Origin of the sequence: Thermoleptolyngbya sp. PKUAC-SCTB121 (assembly GCF_016919485.1) — a bacterium.
Classification (GTDB): Bacteria; Cyanobacteriota; Cyanobacteriia; order Elainellales; family Elainellaceae; genus Thermoleptolyngbya; species Thermoleptolyngbya sichuanensis.
On record NZ_CP070366.1, the window covers coordinates 3664757 to 3682682 of the forward strand.

General features: G+C 55.8%; 15 protein-coding genes. 8 read left to right on the forward strand and 7 right to left on the reverse strand.

Features of this window, described 5'->3' with window-relative positions; genetic code table 11:
- Positions 1 to 49 precede the first annotated feature (49 nt).
- Positions 50 to 1456, forward strand: coding sequence for a diacylglycerol/polyprenol kinase family protein (locus JTM80_RS15010; RefSeq protein WP_172357019.1), 1407 nt, complete (start codon positions 50 to 52; stop codon positions 1454 to 1456).
- 1086 nt (positions 1457 to 2542) lie between these two features.
- On the opposite strand, the gene JTM80_RS15015 is transcribed toward JTM80_RS15010, so the two are convergent.
- Positions 2543 to 3268, reverse strand: coding sequence for a Bax inhibitor-1 family protein (locus tag JTM80_RS15015; RefSeq protein WP_205369722.1), 726 nt, complete (start codon positions 3266 to 3268; stop codon positions 2543 to 2545).
- A gap of 532 nt (positions 3269 to 3800) precedes the next feature.
- On the opposite strand from JTM80_RS15015, the gene JTM80_RS15020 reads away from it, so the two are divergent.
- Positions 3801 to 4583, forward strand: a complete 783-nt coding sequence (locus JTM80_RS15020) for an RNA polymerase sigma factor SigF (RefSeq protein WP_172357015.1) — start codon at positions 3801 to 3803, stop codon at positions 4581 to 4583.
- 171 nt (positions 4584 to 4754) lie between these two features.
- On the opposite strand, the gene hydA is transcribed toward JTM80_RS15020, so the two are convergent.
- From hydA to JTM80_RS15045, 5 genes are all read right to left on the reverse strand, one after another.
- The gene (hydA, locus tag JTM80_RS15025; RefSeq protein WP_205369723.1) at positions 4755 to 6176 is read right to left on the reverse strand and encodes a dihydropyrimidinase; all 1422 of its coding nucleotides are present in this window, start codon (positions 6174 to 6176) and stop codon (positions 4755 to 4757) included.
- 316 nt (positions 6177 to 6492) lie between these two features.
- Positions 6493 to 7026, reverse strand: a complete 534-nt coding sequence (locus JTM80_RS15030) for a Spy/CpxP family protein refolding chaperone (protein ID WP_205369724.1) — start codon at positions 7024 to 7026, stop codon at positions 6493 to 6495.
- 433 nt (positions 7027 to 7459) lie between these two features.
- Complete coding sequence (plsY, locus tag JTM80_RS15035; protein WP_172357009.1) at positions 7460 to 8119, reverse strand: glycerol-3-phosphate 1-O-acyltransferase PlsY; 660 nt, start codon at positions 8117 to 8119, stop codon at positions 7460 to 7462.
- A gap of 6 nt (positions 8120 to 8125) precedes the next feature.
- The gene (locus tag JTM80_RS15040; RefSeq protein ID WP_172357007.1) at positions 8126 to 9514 is read right to left on the reverse strand and encodes an MlaD family protein; all 1389 of its coding nucleotides are present in this window, start codon (positions 9512 to 9514) and stop codon (positions 8126 to 8128) included.
- A gap of 285 nt (positions 9515 to 9799) precedes the next feature.
- The gene (locus tag JTM80_RS15045) at positions 9800 to 10180 is read right to left on the reverse strand and encodes a translation initiation factor (protein ID WP_172357005.1); all 381 of its coding nucleotides are present in this window, start codon (positions 10178 to 10180) and stop codon (positions 9800 to 9802) included.
- Positions 10181 to 10493: 313 nt separating this feature from the next.
- Between JTM80_RS15045 and JTM80_RS15050 the strand changes: the two genes are divergently transcribed.
- From JTM80_RS15050 to JTM80_RS15075, 6 genes are all read left to right on the forward strand, one after another.
- On the forward strand, positions 10494 to 12359 hold the full coding sequence (locus tag JTM80_RS15050; protein ID WP_172357003.1) for a pre-peptidase C-terminal domain-containing protein: 1866 nt from the start codon (positions 10494 to 10496) through the stop codon (positions 12357 to 12359).
- Positions 12360 to 12544: 185 nt separating this feature from the next.
- Positions 12545 to 13783, forward strand: a complete 1239-nt coding sequence (gene trpB, locus JTM80_RS15055; RefSeq protein ID WP_172357001.1) for a tryptophan synthase subunit beta — start codon at positions 12545 to 12547, stop codon at positions 13781 to 13783.
- A gap of 29 nt (positions 13784 to 13812) precedes the next feature.
- Positions 13813 to 14442 carry a ribonuclease D gene (locus JTM80_RS15060; protein WP_172356999.1) on the forward strand — a complete coding sequence of 210 codons (630 nt, stop codon included), beginning with the start codon at positions 13813 to 13815 and terminating at the stop codon, positions 14440 to 14442.
- Positions 14443 to 14592: 150 nt separating this feature from the next.
- Positions 14593 to 15618 (forward strand): alpha/beta fold hydrolase, encoded by a 1026-nt coding sequence (locus tag JTM80_RS15065; protein WP_172358982.1) that lies wholly within the window; start codon positions 14593 to 14595, stop codon positions 15616 to 15618.
- Between the two features lie 424 nt (positions 15619 to 16042).
- Entirely contained in the window at positions 16043 to 16543 is a 501-nt protein-coding gene (locus JTM80_RS15070; protein WP_172354232.1) for a helix-turn-helix domain-containing protein, read from the forward strand.
- A gap of 20 nt (positions 16544 to 16563) precedes the next feature.
- Positions 16564 to 17109, forward strand: a complete 546-nt coding sequence (locus JTM80_RS15075; protein WP_172355445.1) for an IS630 family transposase — start codon at positions 16564 to 16566, stop codon at positions 17107 to 17109.
- On the opposite strand, the gene JTM80_RS15080 is transcribed toward JTM80_RS15075, so the two are convergent.
- A complete protein-coding gene (locus JTM80_RS15080; RefSeq protein WP_172358859.1) occupies positions 17015 to 17845 on the reverse strand; it encodes a CAP domain-containing protein in 831 nt (276 codons plus the stop codon). The genes JTM80_RS15075 and JTM80_RS15080 overlap by 95 nt on opposite strands.
- Between the last annotated feature and the right edge of the window lie 81 nt (positions 17846 to 17926).

Genomic DNA, 17926 nt, shown 5'->3' on the forward strand with positions numbered 1-17926 from the left:
TAGAGAAATGCGATGATCGAGGCAAGTCCCTGAAACTGCCTTCCTCTGCATGAACTCCTGGCTCAATATCCCCCTGATTTTACTCATTCTCGGTGGGCTGATGCTGGCGCTGCGGCACTGGCAGCAGACGGCGCGGCCCAATCCAGAACTGGTGCGGAAGCTGCTGCACATTCCGATGGGGATGGTGACGCTGACGTTTCCTTGGCTCTTTGAGTCGGTCTGGCAGGTGGCGGTGCTGGGCGGACTGGCGATCGCCTGGCTGATGACCTTGCGGCTCTATCGCCCGCTGGCGCAGGGGTTGGGGTCGGTGCTGGGGGGCGTAGGGCGGCGATCGCTCGGCGAGGTCTATTTTCCGCTGTCGGTGGTGATCTTGTTTGCCCTCACGCCGGGGCAGCCGTTGCTCTATGTCATTCCGATTTTAATTTTGGCGCTGGCGGATGCGGCGGCGGCGCTGGTGGGCACGCGCTACGGGCAAATGCGCTACGTTGCCACCGAGGGCTACAAAAGCACCGAAGGATCGCTCAGCTTCTTCATGGCAACGTTTTTTAGTGTGCATGTGCCGCTGCTGCTGTTTAGCGAGGCGGGGCGACCCGAATCGCTGCTGATTGCCACAATCTTGGGGCTACTGGTGATGCTGATCGAGGCGATCGCCTGGCAGGGACTCGACAATCTGTTCATTCCGCTGGGCAGCTTTTTGCTGTTGCAAACCCACCTGGCAATGGATACGCCCGCCTTGGTAGCGCGACTGGCTGTGTTGGGCGCACTGATCGGATTTCTCTGGCTATGGCGCAGCCACACGACACTCAACGACGGGGCGCTGCTAGGAGCGGCGCTGGTGGGCTATTTTTGCTGGTCGGTTGGCGGCTGGCCCTGGCTGCTGGCTCCACTGACGCTGGTGCTGTGTTATCCCCTGCTGATCTACCGCCCCACCGCACAACAGCCCCTCAGCCCCGCCGAAAAAGCCGTCATGATCTGGCAGCCCACGGAGAACGATTCAAACGCCTGGACGCGCATTCACAATGTCTACGCCGTGCTGAGTGTGGCGGCGGCGGGGCTGGTGTGGCTATTTCTGGCGCAGACCTTTGACCGGCCGCAACTGATTTACCCCTATACGCTTGCCTTTGCGGTGAATCTGGCGGTGATTTGTGTGGCAGGCCTGTCGCCTGTCGGCTACTGGAGCCGTCGCCATCAGTGGCAGGTGGTGCGACACATTGTGCTGAGTTGGGTGCTGCTGTTTGGGCCGCTGCTCGTCTTTCAGGGAGCCTCAACTCGTGCGATCGCCGCTGCGCTGGTCGGGCTGGTGGGCACAGCCCTGGGGGCGATCGCCTTCTACCGCATCCAGCCGCTTTTGCAGCAGCACTGTGCAGAATCCGTGCGCTGGGTCTATCGGGCACTGTTCACAACGCTGGTGTCGTGTTTGGGATTGGGGGCGATCGCCCTTGGCGCGGGCAGATAGCTGCACAGGGGGCAGAGTCTCAATTTTCTTGATGGGAATTTTACGGAATTTCCCAGAACCCCTGACAAAAAGTTTACTGACTTCCCAGTAGAATTTGCAGTAAGGTTGAAGTCTGTAGATGAACGTTTGCTGATAAGCAGCTTATAGATAAACGAGGTAGACGTAGATAAACGTCTGTAGATAAACGTCTGTAGAAGATAAACGTCTGCCACTGAACGTCTGCCACTAATAGTTGGCGAGGAATCAGTTTAGCGAGAAATCAGTTCGCAGAAACTCCTCGCTATCTTATCTCTCATTCCACTTGAGACGTGCGAAGTTCCAGGCTACCAGACCCAAGCCTTGCCCAGTTCCTGAAACTCTCACGACAAAACACGACAAAACCAGGTTAGCTCAGTGCTGGACGGGATCATCCAGATCTCGCTGGCTATCTTTGCTGGTGATTCCCTGCTAAGAATCTGAGTTGACCCGGTTTGGCTCCTTTGCTCAACTCCTTTGATGTTGATTGACGGATACTTCTATGCAACCTTCAACCGCTGCACAACTGAGTCAAGTCGCTGGGCAGATCATTGGAATTGGGGCTTTGGGTGTGGCTCTCACTGCCCTGCTGGAACCAACCGTTTCTGCTGTACAATCCTGCAATTTCTACGACTGTTCTGGTGTCGCCGCAAATATCTGCAATTTTGGGTTTTGCCTAGACCCAGGACTGGCAGATTGTCTGTTCGGTCAATGCAAAGTCGCCACGCCAGATACGGAACATCCTGCTTTACAAGTGCCTGCAAATCCGCAGTCTGACATTCTCCTGAGGGATGCTCCGATAAAGTAAGGATTTGTCGGCGTAAGGATTCATCGGCGATCGCCCGCCAGATTGTGATGAACAGCATTGGGGTAGCCTATCGGTTCGCTCTGTGCCACAGCAAAGGGCGGAGCTTGCAATGGCATTGCCCATCAAACCTGCATTTGCCCAATTGTTATCCAATTGTTATAAAGTGCAGGCCGACTGCGTGCGCCTACCAAAAAGGCTTGCTCTGCACAACGCTTGCGTCATGGATTGCGTCATGCAGAGTCAAGCCTTTACCTTCCTAGACCTTAATCTCGATTGAACGCAATCAGCAGGCGCAGAATAAAGACAAACAAATTGATGTAAGTCAAATACATCGACAGCGCCGCAGGCAGATATTGGTCATCGCGATACATGCGGGGAAGAATGTAGAAATCTACCACCGCCGCCCCGGCAAATAGAAACACGCCAAAGGCAGAAATACCAATTTCCAAAAAAGTAGGCGTATACACTCCGAACAGAGCCAGCAGCAATTGCCCAACCAGGACGACCAACAGGGCAATCATGCCAAGCTGGACAGTTCTAGTGAGCGCCAGGCCGTCCTGATCCGACAGGTTAGAGCCGATCTGCCGTGCCACAATGAACGTCGCGCCACAGCCCAGGGCAGCCAGCCCAATCCCTGCAACACCGACCCCAGAGGTTCCCAGGGCAACCGCAATCAGCCCAGTCAGCGTGTAGCCCGTCAGCAGGCTATAGGTCGCTAGAAGGGGCAGCGCCACACCGTTGTTGCCTTTTTCTGCGACACCCCGCGCCACAAAGAAGAGAACCAACTGGGCAATCAGCGCCGCGATGAAAGTCGGCATGAACAGCGCAGGACTGTTTTGCATTACGCCCAGCCCCCCGTAGGTTCCCAGGGCCGTCAGCACCAGCCCACCCCCGACGTAGGGCAGGGCATTGCGAATCACATTAGGGCCAACCAGGGCATGAGTCTGGGCCTTGCGAATGGCATCTCGAAAATTACTGGTGTTGCTCATACGTACTCTGTTAGTCGCTGAAAGGTTGTGATATGGAACAGTTGACGAATGGAGTTAGCTCATTCCAGGTTACTCAAAATCCGAGGATTACGCCCGGCAACTGAAGTATGGAATCGTTAACGCAATCGTTAACGAAATCGTTAATGCAGTTGCAGTCTTTAAGTTCGGGACTGATGCACCAACGCAGTTTCAGTCTTTAAGTTCAGGACTGATGCACCCGCAATAAGTTTTCTGAATTTTGAGCAACTGCTCGCAGGATGCGCCCGCGAGCAGTCGCCCCACTGCGTAAGTCCTAGAGTTAATGCCTTGATTTTAGGCGATTTGGCGGATGTTAGCCGGGGTCGGGCAAGCGCTTTCCCGTAGACTTGCTGCCTCACAAACCGCAAGCAAAGGGGGCGGGTTTTCAGGGAAACTCCGTGTTTACGCTGACATACCAGAGAGGTACGCTGTTCATTCCCGTGAAATAACGATGGTTTCACCCCTCGCCAGTGCGGACAATGAGCCTAAATCTTAGAGAACAGGTACTTCCCAGATGACGGCTACTCAACCTTCTCTCCGTTCCCACAGCATGGAATTGCTGATGGCTTATCAGCAGAACAAGTCGGTGAGCATTCGCAATCAGCTCGTGAAGTTGAATGCTGGTCTAGTTCGCAAAATTGCCCACCGGGTCAGCCATCAGTGCGCCGAGCCTTACGAGGATTTAGAGCAGATTGGCTATCTGGGTCTGATTCGGGCAATCGAGCGGTTTAATCCCAGCCAGGGCTGTGCCTTTAGTTCCTTTGCAGTGCCCTATATTCGCGGTGAGATGCTGCACTTTTTGCGCGATCGCGGCAGTGCTGTGAAAGTTCCCCGCCGCTGGCAAGACTTGCAAAAAGAGGGGCAGCGCGTGCGAGCAGAATTGGTCAAAGATCTGGGTCGCCAGCCGATGGATCAAGAAATTGCTGAACACATGGGCATTTCAGTTCACGAGTGGCGTGAAATCAAGATGGCCGTGCGTAACCGCCTGCCCCTGAGCTTGGACGCAACCGTTCAGCAGGTCGATTCCTCTATCACCCTCGGTGAAACGCTGCCCGATGTGCGTTACCAAGCGCTTCAGCGCCTCGAAGAAGACCGTCAGCAGCTTCAGCGGGCGCTGAATCAACTAGAAGACAAGACCCGCGCGGCGATTGAGTTTGTGTTCTTTAGCGACTTGTCTCGCAAAGAAGTGGCCGAGCGCATCGGCGTTAGCCCAATGACCGTGACGCGCCGCATCCAGCGTGGACTGGAGCAGATGGTGTCGTTCCTGCAAATGCAAACGATCCAGACGGGTTCCTAAGATTTTTGAATCTTTTGGGTTTGGTTGAGTTCTGTTCTGAAAATCGTCAACAAGCCGTCTCCATGACCAGTCCTTTGGGGCTGGTCATTTGTCATGTTGGGATTGGCGGGTTGGGATTGGCGGGTTGGGAGAGGGATGGGCTGGACTGGAACTAGTTGATTTACGTTGCATCTACACGCGCCCAGAGGCCGATCGCCGCTGAAATTGTCCCTGCCCGACGCGACCGAGCCAGCGATCGCCCTCCACAATCAACTCCCCGCGCAAAAATACCTTCTGTACCTTGCCCAGAATTTCGCGACCTTCATAGAGCGAATAGTCTGCGTTGGAATGCTGAGCGCTGGCGCTGAGGGTGTGGCGCTGGTGGGGGTCGAACAGCACCAGGTCGGCATCGCTGCCAACAGCGATCGTCCCCTTGCGGGGAAACAGTCCAAACATCTTCGCGGGGGCAGTGGCGGTCAACTGCACAAAGCGATTGAGCGAGAGGCGACCCGCATTCACGCCGCCATCGTAAAGCAGGTGCAGGCGAAATTCGACACCGGGCGCACCGTTGGGAATTTTCTCAAAGTCGTCGCGGCCCATCTGCTTAGATTTACGCAGTCCAAAGGGCGACTCGTTGTAGCAGAAGGGGCAGTGGTCGGTGGAGACGATTTGCAGGTCGTCGGTTTTCAGGCCGCGCCAGAGGGCGTGCTGACAGGCGTGCGATCGCAGCGGTGGGGTCATCACGTATTTCGCGGCTTCAAACCCAGGGCGATCGTATTCCGACTCGTCCAGGAATAGATAATGCGGGCAGGTTTCGGCGTAGGCGGAAATGCCGCGATCGCGTGCTTCGACTACTGAGTTCAGCGCCTCCTCGGCTGACAGATGCACAAAATACACCGGAACCTCCGCCAGTTCCGCAATCCGGATGCCCCGGTGGGTGGCTTCGCCTTCCATGATGCTGGGGCGGGTCAGCATGTGGTATCTGGGTGAGGTGTTGCCCTGCTCCAGCGCCTCCTGGATCAGCGCCTGGATGACGCTGCCATTTTCGGCGTGCAGGTTGATCATGCCGCCATGCGCCCCGACCTTCCGCATGGCGCGAAAGATGTCCGCATCTTCCACCATCAGCACGCTGGGATAAGCCATGAACATTTTGAAGCTGGATACGCCGTCATGGTTTACCAAGTCGGGCAGTTCGGCTAGGGCTTCTGGCGTGACGTGGGTAAGGATGATGTGAAAGCTATAGTCCACACAGCACTGGGGTTCGGCGGCGGCAAGGCGGCGATCGAGCGCCTGTTTGGGCGTATCGCCCTGTTTTTGGAGGGCAAAGTCCACAATCGTCGTGGTGCCGCCAAAGGCCGCCGAGCGCGTCCCGGTTTCAAAGGTATCGACGGTTTGCGCGGCACCTAGGTCAAATTCCATGTGGGTGTGGACATCGATGCCGCCGGGAAACACGATCAGACCGCTGGCATCGTGAACCGTGGCACTGTCGATGGAGAGGTCGCGGGCGATCGCCTCAATTCGCCCATGTTTCACCCAAATGTCTGCTGTATAGTCGTCCACCGCTGTAACAATTCGCCCGCCCTTGATTAGCACCTCAGACCGCACCTCAGACATTACCGCACTCCTTGCAAAGGGGACTGATCTAAGCTGCTAAAGGCTGGCGCTTTTTCGAGCCGTGCCAACCTTGAAACCAGCCCTAGACTCTGAGTTCTACATCATTTCGGGCGATCGCAAGACGGCTTTGCTTAGTTCTTTACGACTCGTAATTTGTCGTTGCAGAGGGGGCGCTGTGGATTTTCTGCGGAGGGGAATTGGGCGTTGAATTGAGCAGAGCGAGATCTGCTGACCGTGGGCTGCAAATCTCACTCTATGACGCAGTATTGACGCAGTATTTCAGTTCAGTGTTTTTGCCAAAAACCGCTGAATCGGGCTATTGCCCCTGCCCAGATAGGCCAGAACGGCTCATCCCGCGACCCATTGGGCCCTGGCCTGGGCGATCGCCCCGATTTGGGCGCATGTTTTCAAGCTGCTGGCGCTGTTCTGGGGTGAGGACTGCCTCGCTCTGCGTCCGGGCGTTTTCCATAATGGTGCGGATTTGCTGACGCTGGCTATCGGTCAGGTTCAGGTCGGCAAAGGGTTCTGGGCGAGGCCCACGTCCTGGGCCACCTGGCCCACCAGGGCCACCGCCCTGTTCCATCCGTTCGCGGCGAAGCTGCTGGCGCTGTTCTGGGGTGAGGTTGGCAAATTCCTCACGGCGGCGCTCCATCTCGGCGCGGCGTGTTTCCATCTGCTGGCGCTGTTCTGCCGTCAACACGGCCTCAATCTGGCGGCGGCTGTTTTCTCGAATGGCTTGCAACTGCTGGCGCTGGGCCTCCGTCAAATTCAGACGCTCCATTGGGCCAGAACGGGGCCCACCCATGCCGCCCGGAGGATCGGCGATCGCCGCTAGGGGTGCGAATGCCATCACACCAGCCGCGATGCCAGCCCAAAGAAACGTCTTTCGATTCAGTTTCATAGAACCTCCAAATGGTTTATCCAACATGCATTTCAGTCGCAGATATCGATTCTCTTAAGCGGCACTACGACTACGCAGCGCTACGAATGAACTGGCTGGAAGCCGGGTAGATGCTCGACTAGCAATCCAAGAATCGCAAATCTAAAATCGAGAATCGACACGAGACTGCTTGGGGGGATGAATTAATCCTATGAAGCTGAATGGGGCGATCGCCTCAGGCAAAGGTCACGACCTGAAGCATGACTTTGGTCACAGGATCGGCTCAATGCTCAAGCAAAGCGATTCCAGCGTTTCGCATCCCCGTTTCGCATCTCCGTTTCCCATCTCTGCTCGACGGCTGCTATTTGCTATCTACGAATGCTGCGTTCCCAAATGCTGCTTCTTACAAATGCTTCTGCCCAACCTTTGGCTCTGTGCCTGCTAGGAGGCGCTGAATGTTCGCTCGGTGGGTAATCAGGACGTAAATGCCTCCGGCGATCGCCAGCAAGAGGAAGGGCAAGGGCTGTCTCAGGGCAATCATCCACAGCGAGGCGGAAATGGCTCCGGCGATCGACCCCAGCGACACGATGCGAAACAGCGCCAGCATCAGCAGAAAAACGGTCGCCACGCCCAGCCCCACCTGCCACGACAGCGCAAACAGCACGCCCAGCGCAGTTGCTGCCGATTTGCCGCCCTTGAACCCAATCCACATGGATTTGCTGTGGGCCACAATGGACATCAGCCCAGACAGCATGACTGCCCAAGGGAGCCAGGTGCCCAGCGGCAGCCCGCTTGGCAAAGGCAGCGCGGCGATGTTGGGCAGGCTATAGACGTAGCGAGTGAGGGCGATCGCCGCTACACCTTTGAAGATATCGATCAGCAAAACGGCGATCGCCGGGCCGCGCCCCAAAATCCGCAGCACGTTCGTCGCGCCCGTAGACTTGGAGCCATATTGCCGAATGTCGATATCCTTGAGCAGTTTGCCCGCCCAGTAGCCTGTCGGCGTGGCCCCCAGCACATAGGCCGCTAACAGCACCAAACCCAACACCAGCCAAGCGTTCATATTGAATTACTCTGGCAAACTTGTGTTTACGGTTCTGAGCTTATCAGTAGATGGGGCTTCCGTGGCGGAGAGCGATCGCCCCAGTCGCGCAGGCTGGCGAACGGCAGGGCGTTGTGCGGCAGGGCGTTGTGCAGCAGGGGTAGTGCGGGCAGCGGCCGCAGAAGATGAGGCAGAGGGCGTGGCGATTGGTGCAGCAACAGGGCTAGATTCTGGGGACTGGCGCGTGGCGTGCGCCTCTGGCGAGAGCGGAGCAGTGGGCTTGTCGCGCAGGGCGATCGCCGCTGGGGTCAAGAGTTGCTCTAGCTCGACCTGCTGCTCGAGCTGCTGGGCAGACGACAGCAAATTGTCCAAACTCCGCAGCAAATCGCGGACAGTGTTGCGAAATGTCGGATCGCCCGTCAGTTCATCTAAGTCTGCGGTAATCTTTTCTGCATTTTGAAACGTAGCGCGGGCCGAATCTAGCGTTTGCTGGAGCGCCAGCGCATTTTCAGGCGTGCCGATTGCGTCCGTCAGGCTCCGCAGTGTAAGCGAGGCACGGGCCGCATTGTCCGACAGCGCATTCAGGTTTTGCACAAAGGCGCTATCGTCTACGAGCGGCGTGAGTCGAGTCGTCAGCAGGCGCACCTGGTTGCTGGCTTGCTCCAGGTTAGACAGCGTGCTGCTGATGGCGTAGCGATTGGTCTCCAGCAGCGAGTTGACCTGGGCAGCAGTGAGTCCGAGCTGAGTCGCTGCGCCGCCCACCGATGTTGTGGTTCGATTTGCAGACCCCGCCAGCGTCCTCAGTTCCAACTGCACAGATTTTGCGAGTTCAGTCACCTCGCCTGTCAGCGTTGTCACGCCCGCCGCTGCCCGGGAAGAGTTGAAGGTCAGCGCTTTCAAGTTTTCGATTAGTTCTGGATCGGAAAACTGGTTAGACAGGCGAATCGTGGAGCTAATCAGCGCGTCGAAGGTTACGCCCACTTCTCCAGGCAGGCGATCGCCATCACAGATAATCCCGCTCCCCGGACAATCTGCCGCCAGCGGATTGGTCGCCACCGCCTCCACAAACTCCTGACGGGGCACAATGTCAATCGCTGTTTCTCCAATCAGCCCAGCCTGGTTGGTCTGAATTGCCGAATCTCGCGGAATCCGCACCGTCGCAGGCGAAATCTGAATCTCCACCTCCGCAAACTGCGGCCCCGGCCGAATCTTCCGCACCTTGCCCACGATCACGCCGCGATACCGCACCGGGGAGCCTTCCACCATGCCCACCACGTTCGGAAACTCCACCACGGCGCGATAGCTGCGATTCCCCAGGCTCAGCCCCCGCAGCCACAGCAGCAGACTGCCGAATATGCCCAACGCCAGCAGAATCAATAATCCAACAGAGCCTTCTCGAATGGTTCGCGATCGCATGAGCTTATCCTACAAACCAGAAAAATCCCCAAACCCGCTTTACGAAAAACCGGGCATTCACTCGAACCAGAGTACTCCAAATCGAGCGAAACGGGGTAAGGGAAGAGGGAAGAGGGAAGAGGGAAGAACGAAAACAGAAGAACGAAGAGGGAAGAGGGAAAGGGAAGAACGAAAACAGAAGAATGAAGAGGGAAGAGGTTTCCGTTTTTCGTTTTTCCTTCTTCGTTCTTCGTTCTTCGTTCTTCGTTTTTCGTTCTTCGTTTTTCGTTTTTCCGTTTTCCGTTCCTACCCGCCACTCACCTTCGCCTTATACCCCTGCTTCACCAAGACCTGCACGATCTTCTCGCGGTGATCTCCCTGAATCTCGATTTCCATATCTTTCACTGTGCCGCCCGCGCCACACTGGGTTTTCAGCGTTTTCAGCAGCGTCGCCAGCGTTTCGGGCTTGGTCTGAAACCCGCTGATCACCGTCACCGTTTTGCCGCCGCGACCTTTGCGCGAGGCTTGTACGCGGATCTGCTGCTGGTTGGGCGGCAGTTCCTGCACCGGACGCTCCATTGCTGCATCCTCAAAAGCACCCGCGCCAAATTCCTGCCAGACGGTTTTTCTTCCTGGCTGAACTTTTCCTGCGGATTGAGAAGTAGGTTTACGCTTTGTGTCTGCCATAAATTGCTCTAGATAGCCGTCTGCTAAAGTCCATATTCAGAGAATCAGGAATTTTATGGACTAGGGCTGTATCAGAAAGCGAAATTCCTGATTTTACAGCGGAGAAATTTTAGTGAGAATACGCAAGGGCGATCGCCCTGATGAAAATCCACATAAAAGCTTCATCAAGAAGCCTCCAAGCTTTCAGCAATTTCGCTAACACTTGATCCCTCAGATGGGCGATCGTAGACATGTGACACGCACGCCATCGCAACAGCCTGTGTTGAAAGACACGCTGGACTGCTGACCTCTTTAACTCATACGCGCAGGTTTCATGTCAATTAGCAATAAAGATAACACTCTCAGAGGCGCTCGCAATCTGGGTAGGCTGGGTACTCGGCGCATCAATGGATATGTCGGTTCCCGCGATCGCATTGACTTTGCCAAATTCACGTTGGGCGAGGTTCGCGAACTCAGCCTCTCCATCGGACGCATCGCCAACCGCGCCAGCAGCGCTCGAATCACGCTACGCGATGCCCGCGGTGCCATTATTCGCAGCTTTAACACAGGCCGTCGAAACATTACCTTTCGGGATGACTTTGGCCCCGGCACCTACTTCATTGGCATCCAGCAGATCAAAGGCGAAGTTAACTACAAAATCACCGCCGCCGCCCGCCCCACCGAACCCGGCGAACGCCTCGACACTGCCCGCGATCTGGGAGTGCTGACGGGAACCTCAATCGTCTCGGAGGCTGTCGGCACCACCGACCCCTCCGACATCTACAAGTTCACCATCAACGATGTGGGCAACTTGCAAGCGCGGGTCAACAGCATTTCAGCAGGCAGTCGAGTAGAACTCATCCGAGATCTGAACAACAACGGGCTGATCGACAGCGGCGAAGTGATTGCCTCTGAGGTCGATTCCTTCGCGCCCTTCCAGCCCAGTATTGTCACAGATCTGCCGCAGGGAACTTACTACGTTCGAGTTTCGCCCTCCAACCCCAGCAACTCAACCCAATACGAACTGACGCTCGTCAACACGCCCTTTGGTGGCAGTCCGCCCCCCGATCCTGGAAATATCCTGGCGACTGCTCGCAATTTGGGCGCAGTGGCAGGCACAGTGACTGCTAGAGAATATGTAGGTGTGCTGGATGGTCTTGATGCTTATCGATTCACCCTAAATGATCTGTCCAATATTCAAGTCAGCGTCCAGGCAACTTCTACCAACACCCAAATTCAGCTTGTTCGCGATGTCAACGGCAATGGGCTAATTGATAACGGCGAAGTTATCGTTTCTGAAACAAACTTCAGTTCTACCAATCTGTCTCGATTCACACAGGACTTACCTGCCGGTACTTATTTCATTACCGTAGCTAGTCGCAATGCCAGCGCCTCCACGCTTTATGAACTGAATTTAGTGGCGACACCCTTTGGCGGAAATGGCCAGCCCGACCCTGGCAACTTGCTGTCTTCTGCCCGCAACCTGGGTCCCGTGGCAGGAACGGTGAACGTTAAAGAATATGTCGGGGTCATCGATGGACTTGATGCCTATCGATTCACCTTGAACGATATCTCTAACGTTCAGATCAATGTTCAAGCCACTTCTACCAATACCGAGATCCAACTGGTTCGAGATATTAACGGCAACGGGCTGATTGATAACGGCGAAGTCATTGCTTCGGATACAAACTTTAGCTCTACCAATCTGTCTCAGATTACGCGAGACTTACCTGTAGGCACCTATTTCATTACGGTGGCCAGCCGTACGGCTAGCGCCTCCACGCTTTACCAGATGAGCCTCGTGGCAACGCCCTTTGGCGGCAACGGGCAGCCTGATCCGGGCAGCACGATTCCCACCGCACGGAATATTGGCGTGTTGTCCAACACGTTCTTAGCCAAGGAACATGTCAGCGTTAATGTTGACCCCAGCGATTTCTACCAATTCACACTGAATTCCACAGCAAACTTGCAGGCACGAGTTCAGGGTACATCAGGCAACACAATCATTGAGCTAATTCGAGATTCAAACGGCAATGGGCTGGTTGACAGTGGTGAACTGATTCGGAGCGATACTAACTTTGGCAGTTCTTACCTCTCCAGCTTCATCCAGAACGGGCTGGCTGCTGGCACTTACTTCTTTAGAGTGACACCCCGTCCCGGTGTTGCAACTAACTACACTGTGGATTTTGCACTCGTGTAAATCCAGGTCACTAATTTGTAGGTAACTGATTAGTTTAGTTAAGGATCGCTACGTGGCTATGGCTGCGTGGCGATTTTGCTTTCAAGGGGCATAGTATCTCGGTTCTCCAAAGCCCACACCTCTAGCCATCTCGCGCCAGTAGCCCGATAATGGGGGCTGTAAGTATTCAAAGCGCCTTTACTACCGTGACACTGACTCCGCTTCCCCTTAACCAAACCTCAGTTCAGCGACCCGATGCCCTTGGCCGATACGGCAAGTTTGGCGGTAAGTATGTGCCGGAGACGCTGATGCCCGCGCTGAGTGAGTTGGAGGCGGCGTTTTATCAGTATCGCGACGACCCGGACTTTCAGACCGAGTTGCAGGGCTTGCTGAAAGATTATGTGGGACGCGCCACGCCGCTGTATTTTGCCGAGCGCCTGACGACCCACTTTGCCCGCCCCGACGGCACCGGCCCGCAGATTTATCTAAAGCGCGAAGACCTGAACCACACGGGCGCGCATAAGATCAACAACGCGCTGGGGCAAGTGTTGCTGGCAAAGCGCATGGGCAAGCAGCGCATCATTGCCGAAACGGGCGCAGGACAGCACGGCGTGGCCACTGCAACCGTCTGTGCGCGGTTTGGACTGGAGTGCATCATTTATATGGGCGTGCATGACATGGAGCGGCAGGCGCTCAACGTGTTTCGGATGCGGCTGATGGGGGCGGAGGTGCGCCCGGTGGAGGCGGGTACGGGCACGCTGAAGGACGCGACCTCGGAGGCGATTCGCGACTGGGTGACGAATGTGGAAACGACGCACTATATCCTGGGTTCAGTGGCGGGACCGCATCCGTACCCAATGATTGTGCGTGACTTTCAAGCCATCATTGGGCAGGAGACGCGGCAGCAGGCACAGGAAAAGTGGGGCGGCTTGCCCGACATCCTGCTGGCTTGCGTGGGCGGTGGCTCCAACGCGATGGGGCTATTCCATGAGTTTGTGAATGAGCCGTCGGTGCGGCTGATCGGCATTGAGGCGGGCGGCGAGGGCGTGGATTCGGAGAAGCACGCGGCGACGCTGACTCGCGGGCGGGTGGGTGTGCTGCACGGCGCAATGAGCTATCTGCTGCAAGACGACGATGGGCAGGTGATCGAGCCGCATTCCATCAGCGCGGGGCTGGATTATCCGGGCGTGGGACCGGAGCATAGCTTTTTGAAGGATTCCGGTCGGGCGGAATACTACAGCATTACGGACGCGGAGGCGCTGGAGGGGCTGCAACTGCTGTCGCGGCTGGAGGGCATTATTCCGGCGCTAGAAACGGCCCATGCGATCGCCCATCTCAACCGCCTCTGTCCGAAACTGGAGGGCAGCCCCCGGATTGTCATTAACTGTTCCGGCCGCGGCGACAAGGATATGCAGAACGTGGCAAAGTACCTGGACTTGAAATAGCGTCTGGATTGGTTGAGAACATTGAAAGCATGGCCCTAGACGAATTTCAGGTATTCGATGAGGATCTGTCGGCGGAGGCGCTGGCGGAGTATTTAACCGCAGAGGCGATCGCCGTTGACACAGAGACAATGGGGCTGCGGCCCTGGCGCGATCGCCTTTGTGTGGTGCAGCTTTGCGATCCTGCGGGGCGCGTGTCTGTCGTTCGCATCCTGCGGGGACAAACCGCCGCCCCCCACCTCCAGCAGTTGCTAGAAGCGCCGCAAATTACCAAAGTCTTTCACTTTGCCCGCTTTGACATGGCGGCGTTTCAGTACCATCTCAACATTGCGGTTCGTCCAGTTTTTTGCACCAAAATTGCCAGCAAGCTGGCCCGCACCTACGCCCCCCGCCACGGCCTCAAGGAGGTGGTGCAGGAGCTAGAGCGGGTGGAACTGGACAAAACCGCCCAAAGCTCTGACTGGGGCAACGCGCTAAACCTGTCGGAGGAGCAACTCCGCTATGCCGCCAATGACGTGCGGTTTCTGCTTAGCATCCGTCAAAAGCTGGCGGACATGCTCCAGCGCGAAGAGCGGTTAGCGTTGGCAGAATCTTGCTTTCGGTGTCTCCCCACCTTCGTGGATCTGGATTTGCTGCACTACGAGAACATTTTTGAACATTAATTGGTAAAATAATCAGTAGATTTACTGAGTCTCGATTTCAGCACTCTAGTTCCTCGGAACAGCTCTATCTTCCGACTCCTGAGGCCCCTGAACCCAAGTATTCACCCAGACTCCCCATCGGCCCCACTCTGGGGATAGGATGGAAGTATGATGAATGTCGTCGATGTCCTGGGCACCCCCCACGCCTACGAGCGAACTGCTCCCACCCAAACACCGATAACCCTGGTTTTTATTCACGGCTGGCTGCTGAGTCGTGCCTATTGGCAACCCGTAATTCAGCAGCTTGCGCCGAATTATACCTGCCTGTCCTACGACTTGCGCGGGTTTGGCGATTCGCAGCCGGGCCGGGCGATGTCGTCCCGCAAGGCAAGCGCCAATACTTCTTCTTGGTCTGCCCAAACCAGCGCTTCGAGGGAATCCACGAATCAGTTGCCCAGCAGCGCCGGGGGCGGCTTCGTCCCTGCAACGGCTGCGCTCCCCACTAGGGCGATCGCCCCACAGCCTCGACCGGGCTACACCCCCAGCGACTATGCCCGCGACCTAGAGCAGCTCCTTGAAACCCTAGATATCTCCAACGTCTGGCTGGTGGGGCACTCCCTCGGCGGCAGCATTGCGCTGTGGGCCGCAGACCGAATGCCCGATCGGGTGAAGGGCGTGGTCTGCGTCAATTCCGGCGGCGGTATTTACCTCAAAGAGGAATTTGAGCGCTTTCGGGCCGCAGGGCAGCAATTGGTCAAGCTGCGCCCCCGCTGGCTCTGCCATCTACCGATGGTAGACCTGATGATGACCTATATGAACGTTGCCCATCCCATCGACCGCGCCTGGGGACGACAGCGCTTGATGGATTGGGTGAGTGCTGACCCAGCGGCGGCTGTGGGCGCACTGCTCGACTCGACGACCGAAGCCGAGGTGCATCGCCTGCCGCAGGTCGTTTCTCGCCTGTCCCAGCCGGTCTACTTCATCGCCGGACAAAACGACACCGTGATGGAGCCGCAATATGTGCTGCATCTGGCCAGCTTCCATCGTCTATTTCAGCAATGTGGACAGAACGTGGTGCAGCTTCCCGACTGCGGACACCTGGCCATGATTGAACAGACCGACCTAGTGGTAGAACACTTGCAGGCGATTTTGGCGCGGCACGTTGCGGATCAGAGTTTGCAAACGATTGCTGATTAGTTCAGGACTTACGCACTCGCGACATGTTTTCTGGGTTTTGGACAATTTCTCGCGGGCTGCGCCTGTGAGAAACTATCCAACTGCGTAAGTCCTATAGTTGCTAGCTATTTACAGATGGCTCATCAGCGCCAGTTATATCAAATCTCCAAAGACCTGCTACATGTAAGAAGACGTTAGAGCTAGCCGCCATGAGTGGAGTCCTCAAAATCGATATCGCTGAAACAGCAGAAGAACTAAGAGCTAATTTGTAAAGGAGCCTGAAAGCCTTGTTAATCAAGGATTTCCGAGAAACCGCTTTTCCTGGGCAAACATGACCTCAAAGCCACACATGCCAAGAGTTTCAGGCTTCTTAAGATTTGCTTCATAAATCATATCAAATCTCCAAAGATCTGCTACATGTAAGAAGACGTTAGAGCGAGCCGCCATGAGTGGAGTCCTCAAAATCGATATCGCTGAAACAGCAGAAGAACTAAAAGCCGTCTTGGAACAACAGCAACGGTCATCACAGCGCCGTAAAGTACAGGTGTTGTGGTGGTTAAAAACCGGACAAGCGAAGAGCGTTGAGCAGTTAGCCCAACTGAGCGGTTGCCATCGCACGACCGTGTCTCGTTGGCTGAGCCAGTATCGACAGAGTGGACTCGAAGCGTTGGTGAAGGTGGCATCTCGCAGTGGACGACCGCGAGCGATTAGCGGTGAAGTCCTGGCATCTTTGGAACGGGAACTGCAAGATCCAGAAGGCTTTAGCAGTTATGGAGCAGTGCAGCAGTGGCTCGCAGCGGTGCATGGTCAACCCGTCCCCTACAAGACGGTGCATAAGACGGTGCGCTATCGGCTCAAAGCGAAGCTCAAAGTGCCCCGTCCGGTGTCAAAGAAGCAGACTCCTGGGGCGTGCGAGTCCGTTCAGCAAACCTTGCAGCCCAGATAAGCCAGTCGATTCCGCCAGCCTTGAGACAACGCTACGGGGGGCGAATCCGCTATTGGTGCAGCGATGAGAGCCGCGTCGGACTGCTGACGGTTCAACATCGCAAGTTGACGGGCTTTGGGGTGCAGCCGATTGGTTCAGTTCAATGGGACTTTGTGTATCGGTGGCTGTACGGTCTAGTGGAACCGCTGAGCGGTGCATCGTGGATAGTCGAGTTTTCTCATCTCGACAGTTCCTGTTTTGAGGCGTTTTTGCACAGCTTTGCGGCTCAGTTCCCCGATGATTTACATCTGATTCAGGTGGATAATGCCGCAGCCCATACGGCTCAGACCCTGACGATACCGGACAATGTCATCTTGGTGTTTCAGCCGCCTTATTGCCCTGAGGTCAATCCCATTGAGCGGGTCTGGCGGGAACTCAAGCGGGAGCTAGCTTGGGTTCACTTTGATGATGTTTGCCAACTCCAGCACGCCATCAGCCAGTGGGTTTGTCGCCTTTCGGCGGAGTCGCTGCGATCGCTGACTCAGTGGGATTGGATTGTCGATGCTCTATGTGTAGTGGGTATTTAGAGAATTGATATGACCAAATGAGAGGATTAAATCCTCCACCCAACTGAATCCTGACACTGTTGGCTTCACACTGGCTTTCATTCAGCACAATCTCTTGAGTTTGTCCTGGGTGCAGCACAGAGTTTAGAATATTGACTCCGCCAATTTCTACGGACTGCAAATTGACGTTGCTGTTATTAACTACCTTCAACTGACTAGAAGAAGCGGTGTAGTTAATCACGCAGACAATTTGATAGCGACGGTGGAAGCCGCAGCCAACGCCAGCATGAGTCCATCCGGGTGAGAAAATGTTGGTTCGATGTCCTCGGCTGGGAACGCCATCATCCACAATTAGATCCAGGACAACTTCCTGTGCCGTCGGAGAGCCATAGGCAATGTTTTCTCCGCTCTGGGTAAACCGTGTGCCCTGACGCTCTAGACGCTGCTGCCAGGTGCTACCGTCTGAGCCGATGTGTCCGAATGCGCCACCGGCCTGATCATGGGCATGGGCTTTGGCGGCCTGAGCAGCGCTGCTAGAGGGGCTGATGGGCGGAAGGGGAGCCTGATTTTGCAAAAAGGCGATCGCCTCTCGCACCGCAGCCTGTCCTTCTTGGGTTGTCAACGTGCAATTGGGGCCACAGCCGTTTGGAATATTTCCTACTGCATCCATGCTGGCTAAACGCGCCTCTAGCAGCGGAATGTAGCTGGCTGGCTCTTGTCGAACTTTGTTGTGTTCAGCAATGATATCTTGCTCGATTTGCGCCCAGTTATAGCACTACGTATTTGGGTTAGGACGTTATCATAGAGCCATCAGGAGAGTTTAGGAACACCTATGCCC

What these genes read in the sequence shown, in the direction of transcription:
- JTM80_RS15010 (WP_172357019.1), top strand. Translation starts at nt 50, where the DNA reads ATGAACTCCTGGCTCAATATCCCCCTGATTTTACTCATTCTCGGTGGG.
- JTM80_RS15015 (WP_205369722.1), bottom strand. Translation starts at nt 3,268, where the DNA reads ATGAGCAACACCAGTAATTTTCGAGATGCCATTCGCAAGGCCCAGACT.
- JTM80_RS15020 (WP_172357015.1), top strand. Translation starts at nt 3,801, where the DNA reads ATGACGGCTACTCAACCTTCTCTCCGTTCCCACAGCATGGAATTGCTG.
- hydA (WP_205369723.1), bottom strand. Translation starts at nt 6,176, where the DNA reads ATGTCTGAGGTGCGGTCTGAGGTGCTAATCAAGGGCGGGCGAATTGTT.
- JTM80_RS15030 (WP_205369724.1), bottom strand. Translation starts at nt 7,026, where the DNA reads ATGGCATTCGCACCCCTAGCGGCGATCGCCGATCCTCCGGGCGGCATG.
- plsY (WP_172357009.1), bottom strand. Translation starts at nt 8,119, where the DNA reads ATGAACGCTTGGCTGGTGTTGGGTTTGGTGCTGTTAGCGGCCTATGTG.
- JTM80_RS15040 (WP_172357007.1), bottom strand. Translation starts at nt 9,514, where the DNA reads ATGCGATCGCGAACCATTCGAGAAGGCTCTGTTGGATTATTGATTCTG.
- JTM80_RS15045 (WP_172357005.1), bottom strand. Translation starts at nt 10,180, where the DNA reads ATGGCAGACACAAAGCGTAAACCTACTTCTCAATCCGCAGGAAAAGTT.
- JTM80_RS15050 (WP_172357003.1), top strand. Translation starts at nt 10,494, where the DNA reads ATGTCAATTAGCAATAAAGATAACACTCTCAGAGGCGCTCGCAATCTG.
- JTM80_RS15060 (WP_172356999.1), top strand. Translation starts at nt 13,813, where the DNA reads ATGGCCCTAGACGAATTTCAGGTATTCGATGAGGATCTGTCGGCGGAG.
- JTM80_RS15065 (WP_172358982.1), top strand. Translation starts at nt 14,593, where the DNA reads ATGAATGTCGTCGATGTCCTGGGCACCCCCCACGCCTACGAGCGAACT.
- JTM80_RS15070 (WP_172354232.1), top strand. Translation starts at nt 16,043, where the DNA reads ATGAGTGGAGTCCTCAAAATCGATATCGCTGAAACAGCAGAAGAACTA.